The sequence below is a fragment of the Bacillus sp. PS108 genome (assembly GCF_037963335.1).
GTDB classification, from domain to species: Bacteria; Bacillota; Bacilli; order Bacillales; family Bacillaceae; genus Bacillus; species Bacillus subtilis.
The window spans coordinates 556,694-574,091 of sequence record NZ_CP150155.1 but is presented as its reverse complement, the minus strand read 5'-3'; the positions used below and the strand labels follow the sequence as shown (position 1 = coordinate 574,091).

Sequence of the window (17,398 nt, the reverse complement as noted above, 5' to 3'; positions counted from 1 at the left end):
CAATCCCATGACAAATCTAATTCATCATTGGTCAGGTGGTAGCATGAATTTCACTTGGGAATCTCTTGTTCTCATTGTAGCCGGGGTCATTTTGCTGAGAATTTCAGGAAGGAAATCAATCGCACAAATGACGTCAACTCAAACGGTTGTCATGATTTCGATCGGAACTATTATCGTTCAGCCAATCATTGAGTACAGCCTCTTCAAAACATTAATTGCAGCGGCAATTTTCACAAGCACACTCATCGTTATGGAATGGATCCAAATGAAATCGAACACCATTGAAAAGATGTTAACCGGAAAAGCAAAAATCGTAATTGAAAACGGACAGCTTCATATCGAAAACTTAAAGAAGATGAGACTTACAGCTGACCAGCTTGAAATGCAGCTAAGGCTTCACGGCGTTACGGCTATACAAGATGTTAAAATAGCGACATTAGAGGCCAACGGACAATTAGGAATTGAATTGACTGATGACGCCAAGCCTTTAACAGTCAGGGATCTGAAAAAACTCATTCACCCCGATTTCATAAATAAGGACGGACAAGCCCAGTCTGGCAATCAGAATATTTTTGATGAAGTTGGCAAAAAAAATAAAAAAAACGTCCCTAAAAAGCTGCATTAACAAAAGGCGCTTGTGGCATTTTGCAGGTTTTTGTCTCTTACTGAAAGTTTTTGCCGTTTTGTTTAAGCAATTGCTGCTCTCACACCATATTGTATAAACAGTCATAACGGAGAGGAGAGATGAATGATGAAATTCCCAGTTTATATTCATTCGATATCCGGAAACAGCGTTTTTAATAACGGTTTTGCATTCTCCATCAGCCCTTTCTCTGTTTCTAAAGAGACAGATGGTTCCGGAGGGAATAATACAGGTTTGGTTTTTGAATCCAATGCTTTAAGCCAAACAAGCTCCGCCAATCAAGCCCTACATGTTACAAATGCGGTCCAAGAACTGCTTTCCAAGCTTTTAGCGTAAACATAAGAAATGAACACTTCATGAGGTGCCGTATGGATTTTCCAATTATTCACACAAACTTTTGGGATGCTGTGATAGCTATTCCAATCATCATACTGATAACCCAAATCCTCAAAATATTATTGAAAATCCCCAAAACTTTTGTACCATCAGTTGCCTTAATAACAGGCCTTGTCATTTCTGTTTTCATAAGCCATCGACACAGCCTCTTTTCTGGCGTATTTATGGGCTGGTTTTATGGCTACGCTGCTATAGGCTCCTACTCATCATTAAAAACGACCATCTTATCCTTTAGGCAAACGAAAAACGATACATCAAATTCATAGATGACATATAACGATCTGCCGCCTCTTTATCAGGCGGCTTTATTTCTGCTGATAGGTTGATCATCTTCAAAAGAGACTCATTCACTCGCTATTATTTTTACCATTATGTTGATGCAATGATATAAAAACGCAATATCATAGAAGTAAATAGACTGCCAGCGTCCTCTATGACGGCTACTTCTGAGTGAAAGGAGTTTTTGAAGCATGCGATCTCAAATCAATATCTCAAATCTCACGATAAATGGAATGACACAAAACGCCAATACAGATATCGGACAAAACTTGCAAAACAGCCATACTGCGAACAGCAAAAATTACGGTGTCAATTTCACATTAGGAGATTACTCTCCTTCTCATTCAATTATTATTTCAGCAAGTTGTGATAATGATACAAGTGATCAAGGGCAGGTTGATAACCCTTCTTCGCCTAGTGAAGAATAAATTGATGCAAAAAAAAAGAACTCATTTGAGTTCTTTTTTTTGCCTTATTTCTTTATTCGCCTTCATATAATCGATAAACCCTTTTCAGCTTTTGTTCAAGCTGTTCAAAATGAACAAAACGGGCTTCTCTTAGAAACTCAGTCCCATCAATGAACAAAAGAAGCACAGGAACGGTGAAAACTGAAAATCTGCCGGCGACCTCTGCTACATCGTCAGCATTGATATGCGCCAATTTGATGTTTGGAAACTGATCCAATACTATTCTGAGCTGGGGCAGAACTGCGTGACATACTGTACAGCCAGGCCTTGATATATAAATAAAACTGAATTTGTGCTGTTTAATAAAATTTTCTATAGAATCTAATGAATGTAATTCTGTCATCTCTTTCATCCATTTACTCCTTCAAATAGGTCTGTTTTTCATGACCAAGCTCATCAATACGTATCATTCACTATACAGATTTTTATTTATGATATCAGCTTTTTTGCCTTGCAGAGTACCTGCAATCTTGCCGGAAAATGTAAAAACAAAAGAACACTGACAAGCAGCAACTGTTCTTACATACTTTCTTATTAAAAATGCAAAGCGTAAGCTCCTGAACCGATGAGTGCAACCCCCACGGAAACTGCAATGAGCACCAGGTTATATTCAAAACCTCCCGCGCCATTCGCAAAACCTTTCGCTCCATGGACTTTTACGATGGCACCTAACATAATGATCGTTATGATAGCAGCTCCAAGCGGGAGGAATACGCCTAAAATAAATAGAATTCCGCTTACTAACTCCCCAAGACCTGATAGAGCGGCCGCAACGTTTCCTGGTTTCACCCCAATTGACTCGAACCATTGTCCGGTTCCTTTAATCCCGTATCCGCCAAACCAGCCGAATAATTTTTGTGTCCCATAAAACAAAAACACCACACCAATCATTATACGAATAAGCAACAGTCCTGCATCTTCCATTTGTATCTCTCCTCATCTTTGATTTTATCTAATTCTTTGCTGACAGTATCCAGCAATCATCAATTGAATATATGTTTCTTTATTTTTTATGTGTCAAATCAATCTAACTCTCTTACTTCAAACGGCAGCAGCCCTTGTTCAATTTGTGTGCGATGCGGTTCATATTGCACAGGCAGCATCAGTTTTTCGCCCATTGTATCCTGTGTTTCATCATGTGCAAAGCCCGGGGGATCAGTTGCGATTTCAAACAGGATTTCCCCATGTTCCCTGAAGTAAATGGCATTAAAATAGTTTCTATCCCGAACAGGAGTTACACCATATCCGTGGGAAGCAATATATCTTTGCCAATCTAACTGATCTTCATCATCGTTAGCCCGCCAAGCGATGTGATGCACCGTTCCGGCCCCCATTTGCCCGCGGCCAATAGGCGTTAACTTAAGGTCAATCACATTTCCGATATCACCGGCGGAACGATAACGAACGAAGTCCCCTTCTTTGCCGACTCGCTCCAGCCCCATGATGTTTTCTAAAAGGTCAGCGGTTTTGTCAGGCTGCGCTGATAATAGGGTTGCACCCCCAAAACCTTTAATGGCAACATCGGGCGTTACTTCTCCGAAAGTCCACGTATTAGCCTCTCCTTCTTCTCTTTCCACGATTTCTAAGTGCAGTCCATGAGGATCATCAAATTCTACATATTGTTCCCCAAAGCGCTCGATTTTGGTGTATGGAACGTTGAACTTTTCTAGTCTCTTTTCCCAAAATGCCATAGCCCCTTTCGGCACGACATACGAAGTCACACCAACTTGACCGTCTCCAATGACGCCTTGGCGGGCTCCGGCCCACGGAAAGAAGGTAATGATTGTTCCCGGCTTCCCGCCTTCATTCCCAAAATAAAGATGATACGTACCTGGGTCATCAAAATTGACAGTTTGCTTGACCAAACGAAGCCCAAGCACTCCTGCGTAGAAATCTGTGTTCTCTTGAGGGTGACCGACAATCGCTGTAATATGATGAATTCCCATCGTTTTTTTAGCCATTTTTATCCGCTCCTTTTATATATACTCAACAAACTCATTCACAGGCTTCCGGTAGCCGCGTGGTCTTCTGCTCTCTGTTTTTTCTTTTCCAATCGTAATCATCATGACAACCTCAAATTGGTCGTCTATATTCAAAATCCGTTTTACGGCTTCCGCATCAAAGCCGATCATCGGGCAGGTATCCCAGCCTTTTTCCTTAGCACTCAGCATAAACATCATCGCAGAAAGTGAAGCATTCCTTATCGCCTCATCTCTCTTAAATTGTTCTCCCCTGTTTTCATAAAACGAAACAGTGTCGTGCACCATGTGGTCATACTCTTGCTTATTTAATATCCCCAATACCTTTAAACCTTCATAGATATCAGCCGCTTGTTGATATGCCTGCTTATCCCCTAATACCAAGAGAACCGCAGAAGAGCTAACCACTTTAAATTGTCCGTTTGCGGCCTGCTTCAGCTTTTCTTTTACGTCCTGGTCAAGAACCGTCACATATTTTGTATGCTGCAAATTAAAAGCCGATGGCGCCAATGCAACCAATTCAAACATTTCATTGAGGTCTTCTTTTGTGATTGGATGACCTGAAAGAAAATTGCTTGCAGATCGTCTTTCATTGACTAACTGTATAAATTCAGCCATTACGATACACTCCCTTTTATCTCGAATTCGAGATATTATATTATAAAAAATCCATATTGAATATTGTGTAAAAGAAATGACAACGGATTGAACACTTAGAGTTGCGCTTGATCGCTGATCTTTTCGACCAAATATCTTGAATTAAAATATCTTGAATATGAGATAATAGTAAAATACAGATCTTCTCATGTCAATAGGTTTTTGAAAATTAGGTGGAAATTTTTCACTGACGGCAGCATTTTAATAGCGAATCATCACTGTTGTTACATAAGAACTCATTTGTTTGCTGTATGACCTTTTAGCATAGCTCCAACTTTTTTTCTGTCACCTTATTTATTAGTAAACAGGAAACAACGTTGCTATAGACCCACTCGAAATTGAATTGGTATGATAAACAAAGTGATTACACAGGAAAGGATACGGAGAGCGTATATAGAGCACTCCTATTTTTTTGTGCAGTTTTATAGGAGGAAAAAATGGCAAGTGAAAGAGAACAAATAAGCAGAAAAGTTGCTTTGATTGCATTGATCGCCAATCTGATCTTAATGGCAGGAAAGGTCTTTTTTGGGCTGGTAGGCGATAGTGAAGCCGTGTTTGCAGACGGAATACATTCCGCGGCAGATGTCGTTGCTTCGATTGCAGTCTTGGCAGTGATCGGAATTTCCAATAAACCGCCCGATCAAGACCATCCTTTTGGTCACGGAAAAGCTGAAGTCATTAGTGAGGCGATTGTAGGAATTATCTTAGTGATCGTATCCGTTTATATCCTCATAGAAGCGATTCTGTCCTTTGTTAAAGGGCCAAGCGTTCCCCAATACAGCGCATTGTTTGCGGCTCTGATTTCGTACGTGGCTAAGGAAATCTTATATCGTTATTCTATAAAGCAAGGGAAAAAATGGAACAGCAAAGCGATTATAGCGATTGCGTACGATCATAAAGGCGATATCGTTGCCTCTCTTGCCGCTTTTATCGGCGTCCTGTTGGCTATCATCGGAAACACCCGCGGATGGTCCTATCTGTTGTACGCCGATGCCATTGCCAGTGCAATCGTTGCTTACCTCATTTTTAAGATTTCAATGGAATTAATCAGGCCGTCTGTTGATGTGCTCATGGAAAAGAGTGTTGATCCCGAGCTGATAGAGGAATATAAAGCTGTTATTTTTCAATGTGATCAAGTAAAACGAATTGATAGAATCCGCGCGCGAGAACATGGCCACTATAAATTGCTTGATGTCCGTTTATCTTTGGATCATGATTTGACAATTAAGCAGGGACACGATATTGCCCGCGAAATTCGAAATGAAATCAAAAGACAGTTTTCAGATGTAGAAGAAGTGCTCATCCATGTAAATCCTTATTTCGAAGAGTGAAAAGCTCCTTTTTAGAAGGAGCTTTTTCTTTATGATGCAAACTTTACCTTTAGAACTCGCCGTACTATATAATGTGTGTATATCAATCATAGGCACAGAAAGGTTGTTAGAATGAAGGAATTTTTTTCGATTGGAGAAGTGTCAAAGTTATTCAATGTGAAAATCTCTGCTCTTCGGTATTATGATGAAATCGGCCTTTTGAAACCGGAATATAAAGATGAGCAAACGAACTATAGATATTATTCTACCCAACAGTTTGAGCGGCTTGATACCATCAAGTATTTGAGGGCCCTAGGCCTGCCAATCAATAAGCTTCTTGATTTTTATAACTCTCAAAATACAAACACTCTTCTTCATTTACTAAAAAGCCAGCAGGCTGAAATTGATCGCAAAAAGAAAGAATTGGAACGCATCGAACGAAAGATCTCCCGACGCATCACACATATAGAAGATGCCGTTAACATGCCGTTACATCAAATTTCAAAAATCAAACTTCCCGCAATGCGTGTGGCTTACTTGCAGCATGAATATGTTCTCGGTCATGATATCGAACATTCGTTAGCTGAATTGAGAACCCACCTGAATGTAAACGAAGATATATTCATAGGCAAGATCGGTTTATCCATTTCTGCAGCAAATGTGAAAGCAAAACAGTTTGACAAATATTCCAGTATATTTATGATTCTTGAAGATGAAAATGAAAAAACTTCTTCAGAAATCATCTTTCCTTCAAGAGAATATCTGCAAATTAGGTTTAAAGGGTCACATCCAGAAGCCGAACCATACTACAAAAAATTACTGGCATATATGAAAGAACATCATTATGAAGTAGCAGGGGACTCAATCGAAATCACACTCATTGATTATGGCATTACGAATAACCTAGATAATTACGTGACTGAAATCCTGCTGCCCATCAAATAATCTCATGAATATGTTTTGATCTCCCTTGACTCTCTACTAACTAGAGGGTTTATTTTTTATGCAGGAATGATTTTTGGAGGAGAAAGCTTATGTTTGGAACGATTTTTAACACAGTGATGATCATTGCAGGAAGCATAATCGGAGGGATATTCAAAAAAGGCATTAAAGATGAATACCAGGATATTTTGATGCAGGCAATGGGATTCGCTGCAGTCGCGCTGGGGATCAACGCCATTACACAGCATTTGCCTGATAGTAAATATCCCATTCTATTCATCGTGAGTTTAGCCATTGGAGGTTTGCTAGGCCAGATCATCAATTTAGAATTACGATTCAACAAGCTGGTGAACAAATTTTCTAAAAGTAATTTAGCAGAGGGCTTATCTACTGCGGTCTTATTATTTTGTATAGGTTCGCTGTCAATATTGGGCCCTGTTGAAGCCGCTTTGCATGGAGATTATACATACCTCCTGACAAACGGGATGTTAGATGGGATCACCTCCATTGTGCTCGCTTCAACTTTTGGTTTTGGAATAGCGGCTGCAGCCATTGTATTATTTGCCTGGCAGGGCTCCATCTATTTATTTGCTAAAGTAATGGAGAGCGCAATCAATACAGACCTTATTAATGAAATCACAATTGTGGGAGGCATACTCATCCTCAGTTCAGGTCTAAGCATTCTTGGAATCAAGAAGTTCAAAACATTGAATTTGCTGCCTTCCCTCTTGATCCCTCCTGTTGTGATTTTTGTGATTCATGCATTTGGATTGCGGTTTTAATGAAGCGGCTCCACAAAGGAGGTTAATATTCTGTTATATTGATTTTCAATAATCTGTTCCAATCGTTTTATTTCCTTTTTATCTTGGATTTGACGTCTAACAACAACTGTATTATATTGTAAATAAAGTCTGTTATATCAAAATCAGATTCCCCATCACGAAACGGCACATTCATTTAAACAATGTTGGGAGGGGCATTTGTATGTCAAACCATTCATCTAGTATTCCCGAATTAAGTGACAACGGTATCCGCTATTATCAAACTTATAATGAAAGTCTTAGTCTTTGGCCGGTCCGTTGCAAATCATTCTATATATCTACTCGTTTTGGTCAAACACATGTGATTGCAAGCGGCCCAGAGGATGCCCCGCCGCTTGTATTACTCCACGGAGCATTATTCAGCTCGACGATGTGGTATCCCAACATCGCCGATTGGAGCAGCAAATACAGAACTTATGCAGTTGATATCATAGGTGATAAAAACAAGAGTATTCCTGAGAATGTAAGCGGTACAAGAACGGATTACGCCAATTGGCTTCTTGATGTGTTTGACAATCTGGGGATCGAAAAGTCCCACATGATCGGACTTTCGCTTGGCGGTCTCCATACGATGAATTTCCTTTTACGTATGCCTGAGAGAGTAAAAAGCGCAGCTATACTGAGTCCGGCAGAAACGTTTTTGCCATTTCATCACGATTTCTACAAATACGCTCTTGGCCTTACAGCGTCAAATGGAGTTGAAACATTCTTAAATTGGATGATGAATGATCAGAATGTGCTGCACCCGATTTTTGTGAAGCAGTTTCAGGCAGGGGTAATGTGGCAGGATGGATCAAGAAATCCAAATCCTAAAGCAGACGGATTTCCGTATGTTTTTACCGATGAGGAATTACGTTCAGCAAGAGTTCCTATCCTATTATTACTTGGTGAACATGAAGTCATCTATGATCCCCACTCAGCCCTGCACCGAGCCTCTTCATTCGTTCCTGATATTGAGGCGGAAGTCATTAAAAATGCCGGACATGTTTTATCGATGGAACAACCCGCTTACGTAAATGAACGTGTAATGCGTTTTTTCAATGCAGAAACAGGCATTTCACGGTAAGGGCTTATAAGATAGTGTTTTGCATTCATAAAGACCTGCAATATACTTCTAGCCGGGCATTTCAAAAAATAGAGTCTCTCTCATGGACTCTATTTTTCTTGGACAAAACCCGCAGCTGGTTTTGTGTGCTTGTTTCTTTAGGTTTCTTATATGATCAGTTGTAAAATCCTTTATTTTCAAGAAGGATTCTCAAGATCCTTGGCATCAAGTAGTGAATGCAAAGTCAAAAAATCATATCACTTCTCCTGGGATGCCTGCTAGTATGATGCAGCTTCTGCCAATATGAAACAAAGTTCCATCCATATCGAAAATGAGTGATGGCGCCATAAGTGTCTCCTTTTAACTGCCGACTTCATCTTCTAAATACTACCATATGCAAAAAAAGCAGATCATTAAAGATCTGCTTTTTCTATTACACACTGATTTGTTTCTTTTGTTCATGATCTATTTCCGGCTGTATTTCCTTTGTCAGTTGATGCCCTTCTATATCCACATTCGGAATCATCTTGTCTAACCATTTCGGCAAATACCAGGCTGCATTCCCCATCAGCTTCATGACACTTGGAATCAGTGTCATTCTTACAATAAAGGCATCAAAGAGCACACCAAAGGAAAGAGCTAATCCGTTGGCTTTAATAGAAGCTTCGCCTGCAAAGATAAATCCTGCAAAAACGAAGATCATGATCAAGCCGGCTGCTGTAACAACAGGACCACTGTGTTTTAATCCAGCCTGAATGGCTTGTACTGGATTGTTTGTTTTTACATATTCTTCACGCATTCTGCTGACAAGGAATACTTGATAATCCATGGCTAACCCGAACAGAATCCCAATCGATAAAATCGGCAGGAAGGCGAGTATCGGCCCTCTTTCAGGTATTTTGAAAAAGTCGATGAGATTCCCGTCTTGCAAGACAAATACACAGATCCCAAGAGTGGCTGTCATCGTCAACACGAAACCTGCAACAGCAACAAGCGGCACAAGCAGCGAACGGAAAACGATGGTCAGCAATACAAACGCAAAGCCAACAATAAGTACAGCAAACACCGGTATCGCATCATTCAATCGATCTGAAATGTCAATATTCACTGCAGTCGATCCAGTAACAAGCAAATCTACTCCGTTTTTATCTGACAAACTGCGTACATCGTGTACCAAATCTTTCGTTGTGACATCATTTGGACCTGTTTCCGGAACGACCGTAATGATGGCAAAGTTCCCTTCTTTATTAGGCATTGCAGGGGTGACACTTGCTACATGGTCTAAACCCTTTATTTCTTTCACTGCATCTGCGAAAGCCTCCGCCTTATTTTCTGTAGCATTTGTGGCATCCGCTACGATTGTTAATTGGCCATTAAATCCTTCTCCAAAGCCTTCGGCAAGCAAGTCATATGCCCGGCGATCCGGATTATCCTTAGCTTTCATCCCAGCATCAGGCAAGCCCAGTTCCAAATGCATAGATGGGATACTAATGACGATCAAAATCAGAATGCTGCATACACTTAGCATGATAGGATTTTTGGTGACAAAGCGTCCCCAGACATTTGTTTCAGTGCTTTGTTTTTCTATTTTCTTGTTTGATTTCGGAATCATCCGCTTCCCTGCAATCGATAAGACCGCAGGCACAAGTGTGATGGAAGCCAAGACAGCCATCAGTACACTAAGCCCTGCTGTCAGCCCCATCGCAGACATAAAGGGAATGTTAACAACAGTCAATCCGCAAAGTGCAACGATAACAGTAAGTCCGGCAAAAACGACTGCGCTTCCCGCTGTTCCCACGGCTCTCGCAATTGATTCATTCTTTTGTATGCCCTCGCCTAAAAACTGGCGGTGTTTCATAAAAATAAATAAAGCATAATCAATACCAACAGCAAGGCCAATCATTCCGGCTAATGAAAGACTGACGGAAGCAATATCAAATACTTGTGTCCCAATCAAAACCAGTCCAATACTTACACCTAAACCAATCAGTGCAGTTAAAATCGGCAAACCTGCTATTAATAAAGAACCGAATGTAATGGCTAAAACGACAAAAGCCAAGATAATGCCGACAATTTCAGAGACACCGCCTATCTCCATCTCGGCTCCCGGTACATCTCCGCTTAGCTCAGTTTGCAATCCTTCATCATCAGCCATTTTCAAACTGTCTTTTAAGTGTTTGATAGAGTAATCCTTTATATCATCTGCTGATGATTTATACTTGATATCAGCATAGGCAACTGTGCCATCTTTCGCGATTGTCCCTGTCACAAAAGGACTTGCAATCGAGTCAACAGAATCATCTTTACTGATTTCTTTGAGCGTATCTTCTATTGCTTTTTTTGCTGGCTTCCCAGTAAGTTTCTCCCCATCACCAGCACCGAAAATAACCCGTATGCTCCCTTTATCAGGACCGTGAGGAAATTCTTTTTGAATCACATCCATCGCTTTTTCCGAAGGTGTGTCAGGTATGGACATATCCTCAGAAAAACTTGGTTTCAAGGTGACTGCAAGGCCTATCGAAGCAACTAACACAACGATCCACGCACAAATTGCTTTTATGCGATTGCGAGCAACCCATCCTCCTAATGTATATAACATTTTTGACATGATAATCTCCTTTCAACACATTGCTTGATCACATTCTTTCTCATTGTAGTTGACAATGAAATGAAAAAAACGTACATTCGGGCATGTACGTTTGGGCAATTTTCAAATATGCAGTTTAGTTGTCTATTGTCAGAATACCTTTTTGCATGGCAATCGTTACTGCCTCAGTTCTTGAATTCGCGCCTAATTTATTGTAAATGGACGTTAATCTGGACTTTACTGTTCGCTCAGAGACGCCCAAATCAAAGGCAATCGCTTTGCTTTTAAGACCTTTAGCAATTGCTTTTAGAACAATGACTTCCTTTTCTGTCAGCTGCGTCTCATTGCGCTGCTTTTTCATCCGCTCAAATTGGATTTCTTGCAGACGTTTGAGGATATCAGGCTGCAACAGCACATTTCCTCTGATCGCTGCATCCATTGTGTGAAAAAGGGTTTCTGAACTCGTATCCTTTAACAGATATCCTTTCGCTCCTAATTCAATCCCTTCGATCATTAAGTGATCTTCATTATATGTAGTCAAAATAATGATGGGGGTATCGTGTTTTTCTTTTATTTGTTTAATGGCCTCTAACCCGCTCATCTCCGGCATATACAAATCCATCAGAATGATATCCGGTTCTAATTCATCTGCAAGACGGACTGCGACTTTTCCATTTTCCGCCTCTCCTATAATGGTGTATTGATCATTCGTTTCAATTAAAAGCTTCAGACCTTCCCTCACGACAAGATGGTCATCAACGATTAAAACCTTATTCATCTTGCATCTCTCCCTGAATTGGTACAGTGATCTCAATTTGTGTTCCTTTCAATTTTGTACTCTTGATATTGAATTGGCCATTTATTGCCCTGACGCGTTCTTGTATGCCAAGAAGCCCATAATGTCCTCTCTTTTTCTTTCCTTTTTCAACATCAAATCCCTTGCCGTTATCCTTAACTGTTAAATGGAGCCTTCCCTTTTCATCATCCCAAATGGATATCCAGATTGTTTTCGCCTCAGCATGCTTTGCCGCATTCGTCATGCATTCTCCAATGATGTAATAACAGTTTTCAGCTGTACGCACATCCAGCACCTGGTGCAATCTGTAATCTAATAAACAAGCCATGCCTGTCGACTCTATAAAATGATCCATTAGCGAGGTAATTCTTTCTTTTAAAACACCGATTTCTTCTGATTTGCTGCGGAGATCGTCAATAGCTGAACGTGCATCAGCTAATGTGCTTTTCACTCTTTTCATCGATTGTTGTATGATTTCCTTCGCTCTCTCTGTGTTGCCTTTGGCGAGATGAACATGAATCGCATCCAGCTGCATATTTAAACTGACAAGACCTTGAGCAAGCGTATCGTGTAAGTCTCGGGCCATCCGCTGTCTTTCGTTCTGCAGCGTCAGCTGTTCTACCTGCTGATGAGCCAGCTCCAGCCTTTCAAGAGTCAATTGAGCTTTTATTTTTTCATCGACTTGGGCAAAAAATGTTGCAGCATAAGTGATGATGACAATCATGATTGGCCCAGCAATAACAATAAAATGCAAAACTTCACCTTTATGAAGGTGAAATGCCGAATTTATGACCAGCAGCAGCAATAGATAAAGAATGAGAAAAGTCCTTCTTCTGTCTGCCATTCCTATAATTTGTCCAATTAAAAATGCATAAAGGCCGATAATCACAAGTATAAAGAAGCCAGTCATGAGATTAGCAAGTGCAAAGGTGATCAAACCTTGTACCGCGAAATACAGAATCACTCTTTTCTTAACCCAGCGATATGAGTGCCAATGAAGCAAAGCAAAAATGGCGATTAATATGGTAAACGCATAAAGCAATAAAATGGACCAGCCCCCAGAAACAAATTGCAGCACGATAGAGGCTATATAGATCATGAGAATAAAAGCCAGGCCCGGCACTCTGAGTGCAAGCATGTTTAATGCCCGCCTATCATGTGAGTAATATTTATCTTTGAAAGGATTCCTTATAAGCAAACCTTATCCACTTCCTTTACCTGTTTCACCGAATAGAGATTCATGAAAATCGAACCCATATTTCAACGTGCAAACATACATGTATCCAATCATTTTATAGGAAGAGAAGGAACACAACAATATCAGGTGCAGGGAAACATTAGAGTTTCCAATAAGTGATCATTGCCCAAACGTACATGAACGTTCTGCCTCTATGTACGTTTTATCTTTTCAAATTTACCTTTAAAATCATAAGGAACTTACTATTCATTGAAGGAATGATCATCATTGAAATCGATTGATCTCACAATTTTATCATTAAAGAGAAAAGGAATCCGGACTGAGAAGGTATTAAAAAATCAGAACCCTGATCGATTAAGCCATATGACAGACAAAAATGCGCAACCAAAAAGCAAGGAAAAAGAAGATTGAACATGTATTGGTTTCTAGGTGCTTTATTATATTTTCTGATCGGTACTTATATATTCATTAGAGTCACTAGAGACAGCCAATCAGGCTCATGGATACTGCTTGCATTAGCAGCTCCACTCATCATTGCTGGCTACCCTTATTTTTATTCAAAGAAACTTCTTTCCAAAAGACGGTGATACAGCTGTCATTCAAACCGCACATTGGTAAAATGATCAATACCGGGATACAATCTAGGTATTCTATGGAAAGGAGTCTTGCCTTATGAGTCAAAGAGTGTCCTACTATGAGATTGCACCTGAAGGTATGAAAATCATGATGGATATGGAGAAATACACGAAACAATCCTCAATTAACCGAACGACGAGAGAACTAATCAAAATCAGAGTCTCTCAAATGAACGGCTGTGCCTTCTGCATAGATATGCATACGTCCGATGCCCGCAAAATGGGAGAAACTGAACAGCGAATTTACTGTTTACATGCTTGGAATGAATGTGATTTTTACTCACCTGAAGAGAAAGCGGCTCTCGAACTATCTGAACACATCACGCTCATTCCATCTAAAAGGGTTCCTGATGAGCTATATCATCGGGTGCGGGAACATTATGATGAGAAACAATATGTTGACCTTGTTCTGATCATTAATCAAATAAACAGTTGGAACCGCATCTCGATTGCAATGGGGAATCGAGCTGCTTCAAAATAAGAAGAAGGAGTAAGATTAGAACAAATCTTACTCCTCCCTAGATTTCGTACCGCATCATCTGATGTTTCCGTTTCAACATCCTAAATCTTCACGTTTAGGTGCTTTTCAAACGCGATTTTCCCGCTTTGTGTAATCCTAATCGCTCTCGTTTTAGGCATACGAACGATCCACTCTTCTTCTAACATGCACACCAATAGGGCGTTTCCTAATGCTCCTGCAATATGATGCTGCCGTTCACTCCAATCCAAACAGCAGCGGGCAAAGGCTCTCCTCTTATTCCGTTGTTGCTCTTCATTGATGCCTAACTTTGAAAAGAATAAAGCACCCTCTGAAGTCACCTCAAAGTTTAAATCAACTTTTTTTAACATCCCCTGCTCAACTAATGAATGTGCCATTTGCACGCCCACATAACCTGCCAAATGATCATAACAGGTACGGGCGAAATGCAAGTCCTTTTTCTCTTTTGACTCTTTTAAAGATTTGACTTTTGCTTTAGGCGCAATATGAAGCAATTGTTCGATCACATTTGCAGCATCTGAGTCAGACAATCTGTAATACCGATGTCTCCCATGCTTCTCTACGCTAATCAGCTTTGCTTCAAGCAATTTATTCAGGTGAAAACTGGCGGTTTGAGGTTTAATGTTAGCGAGATATGCAAGCTCTCCCGCAGGGTGTATCCTGCCATCCATCAGACTGAGAAGAATGGAAGAACGCGAGGGATCTGATAGCAACGAAGAGATTTTTGCAATATTAGGATTCATGATTTTCCTCCTTACATTCATATTTCGATGATAGTTGAAATGTTAATCCTTTACAATATAAATGTAAGCGTGACAAGGAGGAAAAAACGTTGGACATCAAAAAACAAGACACTCGTCAATTTAAGGAAATCAAACCCAAGATCATGTATTATGGTACCTCGACATTTCTTCTAACCACATTGAATGAGGATGGAACCACTAATATTAGTCCTATGTCTTCTTCTTGGGCTCTTGGACATTATATAATCCTTGGAGTAGGACTGGGAGGAAAAGCCATCGACAATTTGGAAAGACACAAAGAGTGTGTCATAAACTTGCCTGGCCCGGAATTATGGGAAAACATTGAAAGAATTTCATCTTATAGCGGAAAAAAGAGTATACCGCCTTTAAAGAAGCAGCTCGGATTTACATATAAAAAAGAAAAATACGAGGCAGCAGGGTTAACGCCTTTACAATCAAAAACAGTATCACCAACACGAATTAAAGAATGCCCTATCCAAATCGAAGCCGAAGTGAAACACATTCGGCTTCCAGAATATGAATCGTCATTCGCAATTGTAGAGACGCAGGCACTGCATTTTCATGCCGAGGAAAGTATCATTCTGGACGAAAACCATATCAACCCTTCCAAATGGAGCCCGCTTATCTATAATTTCAGACATTATTTTGGTTTAGGAAGAGAAGTCGGAAAGACTTTTCGTTCAGAGACATGATTATTTTAAGACCGAACCATGATTTGGTCTATTCTAGTAACCCTTGTTATTATCAGATCAAGCGATCATTAGGCTTGATCTCTTTTTTAGTGAAACATCCATTTAAGGATATAAAAGTTACCTGCTTGCCAATTCTTTTATCATTAAACCCAACTCATAAATCCCCTTTTGAAGGTCTTCAAGAGATGCATAAGCATATGATAAGCGAATATAATTCCCTTTTTCCTGAGCATAGATACTGCCGAGATTGAGCAGAATCCCTTTTGATAAGGCTTTAGTATAAAGTAATTTCATTGATATGGAAGGCAATATTTTTATCCAGACAAAAAAACCTCCTTTTGGGATATTCCATGTCGCCACATCTTTCAAATGAGTTTCTAAAGCACTCAAGGCCAATTCTCTTCTCACCTTTAATTGCTGCCTAACCTTTTCTACATGCTGCTGGTAGTGGACGGAAGTAAACCACTCTGCCGCTACTCTCTGGGATAGCGAACTGGATCCGTAATCTGTTTGCATTTTAATGTCAGATAAACGTTCAATCACCGGTTCCGGTCCGACGATCCATCCAATCCTCAAACCTGGGCTTAATGTTTTCGATAAACTTCCTATGTACAGTACGTGTCCATTTTTATCAATTGTTTTAATAGGATATGGCGGAATTTCATCGATCCATAACTCACGATAAATGTCATCTTCAATAATAGGAAGCTGTGTATTCTCACTTACTGCCAGGATCTCTTCACGCCGCTTTTTAGACATAAGAATACCAGTCGGATTGTGAAAACATGGATTTGTATATAAGATAGCCCTTCCCCGCTCTCCTCTTGTTAAATGAACATTTTCAGGCAAAAGTCCTTCATTATCCATAGGAAGTCCAGTCAGCTTCATACCAGCTGATTGAAATACGTGTAATGAATAAAGGTAAGAGGGCTGATCAAGATAAACGGTTGATCCTCTTTGTAACAGCCCCATTGATATCAGCTGCAAGGCTTGCAACGCTCCTGAGACAATCAGAATGGAAGAAGATGAGACGTTGATTCCAATGGTTTTTAAATAGTTGCTTAATGCCTCCCTCAAAGGTAAGTAACCTTTTGGTTCTTCATAACCGAATGCCTCCATGTGATGAGATACCTTCTCCATCATCTCTTTCATAACAGCCAAAGGAAAAATCTCAGCTGAAAGTTCACCTTTACTGAGCTGTATAAGGTCTGTATTTGATTCTGATTGATTTATCTCTTGAACGATTTTTCGGCTTGGCATCTGAATGCCAGAGGTGACATATTGATCCCAATCGGGAGCAGAATTCTTAGCCATCAGTGTCCATGTGTTGTTGATAACAACTGTGCCTTTCCCCATTGTGCCTTCTATTAGCCCATCGGCCATCAATTCCTCTAACGCTGTAATCACTGTGCTCCGATTTACCTGAAAATCTTTTGCAAGCGTGCGCTGGCTTGGAATCTTGCTTCCAATCGGCCACTCGCCATTTCCTATTTTCTCTTTAATAAAATGAACGATTTGTCTGTACTTAGGGAGCTTTTTCATCTTTTTTTCTTCTGGAAAGCTCATAGAATCGGTCTCCTTAAAATAAATTGGTTGGGTCAAAATCCGTTTAACTGGTTGAAGCCATATCACCAAATCTTTATTAATATAAAAACATATTAAATAACTGGTTGGTTTTTGTAAAGAGG

General features: G+C 40.1%; 21 protein-coding genes. 12 read left to right on the top strand and 9 right to left on the bottom strand.

What is annotated here, in order from left to right; all coding sequences use genetic code 11:
* Positions 1-43: 43 nt before the first annotated feature.
* The 4 genes from NSQ16_RS02985 (at position 44) to NSQ16_RS02970 (ending at position 1,746) form a co-directional block, all read left to right on the top strand.
* On the top strand, positions 44-625 hold the full coding sequence (locus NSQ16_RS02985) for a DUF421 domain-containing protein (RefSeq protein WP_003234158.1): 582 nt from the start codon (positions 44-46) through the stop codon (positions 623-625).
* 123 nt (positions 626-748) lie between these two features.
* Positions 749-979 (top strand): spore germination protein, encoded by a 231-nt coding sequence (locus NSQ16_RS02980; RefSeq protein WP_038827548.1) that lies wholly within the window; start codon positions 749-751, stop codon positions 977-979.
* A gap of 32 nt (positions 980-1,011) precedes the next feature.
* Positions 1,012-1,305 carry a hypothetical protein gene (locus NSQ16_RS02975; RefSeq protein WP_021481649.1) on the top strand — a complete coding sequence of 98 codons (294 nt, stop codon included), beginning with the start codon at positions 1,012-1,014 and terminating at the stop codon, positions 1,303-1,305.
* A 204-nt stretch (positions 1,306-1,509) separates the two neighbouring features.
* Positions 1,510-1,746, top strand: a complete 237-nt coding sequence (locus tag NSQ16_RS02970; RefSeq protein ID WP_003244342.1) for a spore germination protein — start codon at positions 1,510-1,512, stop codon at positions 1,744-1,746.
* Between the two features lie 52 nt (positions 1,747-1,798).
* Here the strand turns inward: NSQ16_RS02970 and NSQ16_RS02965 are convergent, their stop codons facing one another.
* The 4 genes from NSQ16_RS02965 to NSQ16_RS02950 form a co-directional block, all read right to left on the bottom strand.
* Entirely contained in the window at positions 1,799-2,137 is a 339-nt protein-coding gene (locus NSQ16_RS02965; RefSeq protein ID WP_014475948.1) for a thioredoxin family protein, read from the bottom strand.
* A 182-nt stretch (positions 2,138-2,319) separates the two neighbouring features.
* A complete protein-coding gene (locus NSQ16_RS02960; protein ID WP_014475946.1) occupies positions 2,320-2,709 on the bottom strand; it encodes a DoxX family protein in 390 nt (129 codons plus the stop codon).
* 98 nt (positions 2,710-2,807) lie between these two features.
* Entirely contained in the window at positions 2,808-3,746 is a 939-nt protein-coding gene (locus tag NSQ16_RS02955; protein ID WP_014475945.1) for a ring-cleaving dioxygenase, read from the bottom strand.
* Between the two features lie 15 nt (positions 3,747-3,761).
* Positions 3,762-4,382, bottom strand: a complete 621-nt coding sequence (locus NSQ16_RS02950) for a nitroreductase family protein (RefSeq protein WP_163182399.1) — start codon at positions 4,380-4,382, stop codon at positions 3,762-3,764.
* A 476-nt stretch (positions 4,383-4,858) separates the two neighbouring features.
* Here NSQ16_RS02950 and mneP point away from each other — a divergent pair, with 476 nt between their 5' ends.
* The 4 genes from mneP to NSQ16_RS02930 all read left to right on the top strand — a co-directional run bounded on the left by mneP (position 4,859) and on the right by NSQ16_RS02930 (position 8,560).
* Entirely contained in the window at positions 4,859-5,752 is an 894-nt protein-coding gene (mneP, locus tag NSQ16_RS02945) for a manganese transporter MneP (RefSeq protein WP_003234175.1), read from the top strand.
* 111 nt (positions 5,753-5,863) lie between these two features.
* A complete protein-coding gene (locus NSQ16_RS02940) occupies positions 5,864-6,676 on the top strand; it encodes a MerR family transcriptional regulator (protein WP_003234177.1) in 813 nt (270 codons plus the stop codon).
* Between the two features lie 89 nt (positions 6,677-6,765).
* The gene (locus NSQ16_RS02935) at positions 6,766-7,455 is read left to right on the top strand and encodes a DUF554 domain-containing protein (RefSeq protein WP_015252719.1); all 690 of its coding nucleotides are present in this window, start codon (positions 6,766-6,768) and stop codon (positions 7,453-7,455) included.
* Between the two features lie 202 nt (positions 7,456-7,657).
* Positions 7,658-8,560, top strand: a complete 903-nt coding sequence (locus NSQ16_RS02930; RefSeq protein WP_003234180.1) for a carboxylesterase — start codon at positions 7,658-7,660, stop codon at positions 8,558-8,560.
* A 412-nt stretch (positions 8,561-8,972) separates the two neighbouring features.
* On the opposite strand, the gene NSQ16_RS02925 is transcribed toward NSQ16_RS02930, so the two are convergent.
* The 3 genes from NSQ16_RS02925 to ydfH form a co-directional block, all read right to left on the bottom strand.
* The gene (locus NSQ16_RS02925; RefSeq protein WP_085186818.1) at positions 8,973-11,147 is read right to left on the bottom strand and encodes an MMPL family transporter; all 2,175 of its coding nucleotides are present in this window, start codon (positions 11,145-11,147) and stop codon (positions 8,973-8,975) included.
* 115 nt (positions 11,148-11,262) lie between these two features.
* Positions 11,263-11,904 carry a two-component system response regulator YdfI gene (gene ydfI / locus NSQ16_RS02920; protein ID WP_003244318.1) on the bottom strand — a complete coding sequence of 214 codons (642 nt, stop codon included), beginning with the start codon at positions 11,902-11,904 and terminating at the stop codon, positions 11,263-11,265.
* Positions 11,897-13,120, bottom strand: coding sequence for a two-component system sensor histidine kinase YdfH (ydfH, locus tag NSQ16_RS02915; protein ID WP_041520508.1), 1,224 nt, complete (start codon positions 13,118-13,120; stop codon positions 11,897-11,899). The genes ydfI and ydfH overlap by 8 nt, the downstream gene beginning before the upstream one ends.
* A 267-nt stretch (positions 13,121-13,387) precedes the next feature.
* Between ydfH and NSQ16_RS02910 the strand changes: the two genes are divergently transcribed.
* The 3 genes from NSQ16_RS02910 to NSQ16_RS02900 all read left to right on the top strand — a co-directional run bounded on the left by NSQ16_RS02910 (position 13,388) and on the right by NSQ16_RS02900 (position 14,236).
* On the top strand, positions 13,388-13,531 hold the full coding sequence (locus NSQ16_RS02910) for a hypothetical protein (RefSeq protein WP_014478971.1): 144 nt from the start codon (positions 13,388-13,390) through the stop codon (positions 13,529-13,531).
* Positions 13,528-13,707 carry a hypothetical protein gene (locus NSQ16_RS02905; RefSeq protein ID WP_010886421.1) on the top strand — a complete coding sequence of 60 codons (180 nt, stop codon included), beginning with the start codon at positions 13,528-13,530 and terminating at the stop codon, positions 13,705-13,707. The genes NSQ16_RS02910 and NSQ16_RS02905 overlap by 4 nt, the downstream gene beginning before the upstream one ends.
* An 85-nt stretch (positions 13,708-13,792) precedes the next feature.
* Positions 13,793-14,236, top strand: coding sequence for a carboxymuconolactone decarboxylase family protein (locus tag NSQ16_RS02900; protein WP_014475936.1), 444 nt, complete (start codon positions 13,793-13,795; stop codon positions 14,234-14,236).
* A gap of 80 nt (positions 14,237-14,316) precedes the next feature.
* On the opposite strand, the gene NSQ16_RS02895 is transcribed toward NSQ16_RS02900, so the two are convergent.
* Positions 14,317-14,997, bottom strand: a complete 681-nt coding sequence (locus NSQ16_RS02895; protein ID WP_015715305.1) for a winged helix-turn-helix domain-containing protein — start codon at positions 14,995-14,997, stop codon at positions 14,317-14,319.
* An 89-nt stretch (positions 14,998-15,086) separates the two neighbouring features.
* Here NSQ16_RS02895 and NSQ16_RS02890 point away from each other — a divergent pair, with 89 nt between their 5' ends.
* Positions 15,087-15,710, top strand: a complete 624-nt coding sequence (locus NSQ16_RS02890; protein WP_014478968.1) for a flavin reductase family protein — start codon at positions 15,087-15,089, stop codon at positions 15,708-15,710.
* A gap of 117 nt (positions 15,711-15,827) precedes the next feature.
* Here NSQ16_RS02890 and NSQ16_RS02885 read toward each other — a convergent pair whose 3' ends face one another.
* Positions 15,828-17,276: a PLP-dependent aminotransferase family protein gene (locus NSQ16_RS02885; RefSeq protein WP_339232735.1), complete on the bottom strand. Its 1,449-nt coding sequence runs from the start codon at positions 17,274-17,276 to the stop codon at positions 15,828-15,830.
* Between the last annotated feature and the right edge of the window lie 122 nt (positions 17,277-17,398).

Bases quoted from the DNA above. Each gene is read 5' to 3' on its own strand.
- NSQ16_RS02975 (WP_021481649.1), top strand. From the start codon at position 1,012: ATGGATTTTCCAATTATTCACACAAACTTTTGGGATGCTGTGATAGCT.
- NSQ16_RS02925 (WP_085186818.1), bottom strand. From the start codon at position 11,147: ATGTCAAAAATGTTATATACATTAGGAGGATGGGTTGCTCGCAATCGC.
- NSQ16_RS02970 (WP_003244342.1), top strand. From the start codon at position 1,510: ATGCGATCTCAAATCAATATCTCAAATCTCACGATAAATGGAATGACA.
- ydfI (WP_003244318.1), bottom strand. From the start codon at position 11,904: ATGAATAAGGTTTTAATCGTTGATGACCATCTTGTCGTGAGGGAAGGT.
- NSQ16_RS02965 (WP_014475948.1), bottom strand. From the start codon at position 2,137: ATGAAAGAGATGACAGAATTACATTCATTAGATTCTATAGAAAATTTT.
- NSQ16_RS02895 (WP_015715305.1), bottom strand. From the start codon at position 14,997: ATGAATCCTAATATTGCAAAAATCTCTTCGTTGCTATCAGATCCCTCG.
- NSQ16_RS02980 (WP_038827548.1), top strand. From the start codon at position 749: ATGATGAAATTCCCAGTTTATATTCATTCGATATCCGGAAACAGCGTT.
- NSQ16_RS02935 (WP_015252719.1), top strand. From the start codon at position 6,766: ATGTTTGGAACGATTTTTAACACAGTGATGATCATTGCAGGAAGCATA.
- NSQ16_RS02900 (WP_014475936.1), top strand. From the start codon at position 13,793: ATGAGTCAAAGAGTGTCCTACTATGAGATTGCACCTGAAGGTATGAAA.
- NSQ16_RS02955 (WP_014475945.1), bottom strand. From the start codon at position 3,746: ATGGCTAAAAAAACGATGGGAATTCATCATATTACAGCGATTGTCGGT.
- NSQ16_RS02940 (WP_003234177.1), top strand. From the start codon at position 5,864: ATGAAGGAATTTTTTTCGATTGGAGAAGTGTCAAAGTTATTCAATGTG.
- NSQ16_RS02950 (WP_163182399.1), bottom strand. From the start codon at position 4,382: ATGGCTGAATTTATACAGTTAGTCAATGAAAGACGATCTGCAAGCAAT.
- NSQ16_RS02930 (WP_003234180.1), top strand. From the start codon at position 7,658: ATGTCAAACCATTCATCTAGTATTCCCGAATTAAGTGACAACGGTATC.
- mneP (WP_003234175.1), top strand. From the start codon at position 4,859: ATGGCAAGTGAAAGAGAACAAATAAGCAGAAAAGTTGCTTTGATTGCA.
- NSQ16_RS02985 (WP_003234158.1), top strand. From the start codon at position 44: ATGAATTTCACTTGGGAATCTCTTGTTCTCATTGTAGCCGGGGTCATT.
- NSQ16_RS02885 (WP_339232735.1), bottom strand. From the start codon at position 17,276: ATGAGCTTTCCAGAAGAAAAAAAGATGAAAAAGCTCCCTAAGTACAGA.
- NSQ16_RS02960 (WP_014475946.1), bottom strand. From the start codon at position 2,709: ATGGAAGATGCAGGACTGTTGCTTATTCGTATAATGATTGGTGTGGTG.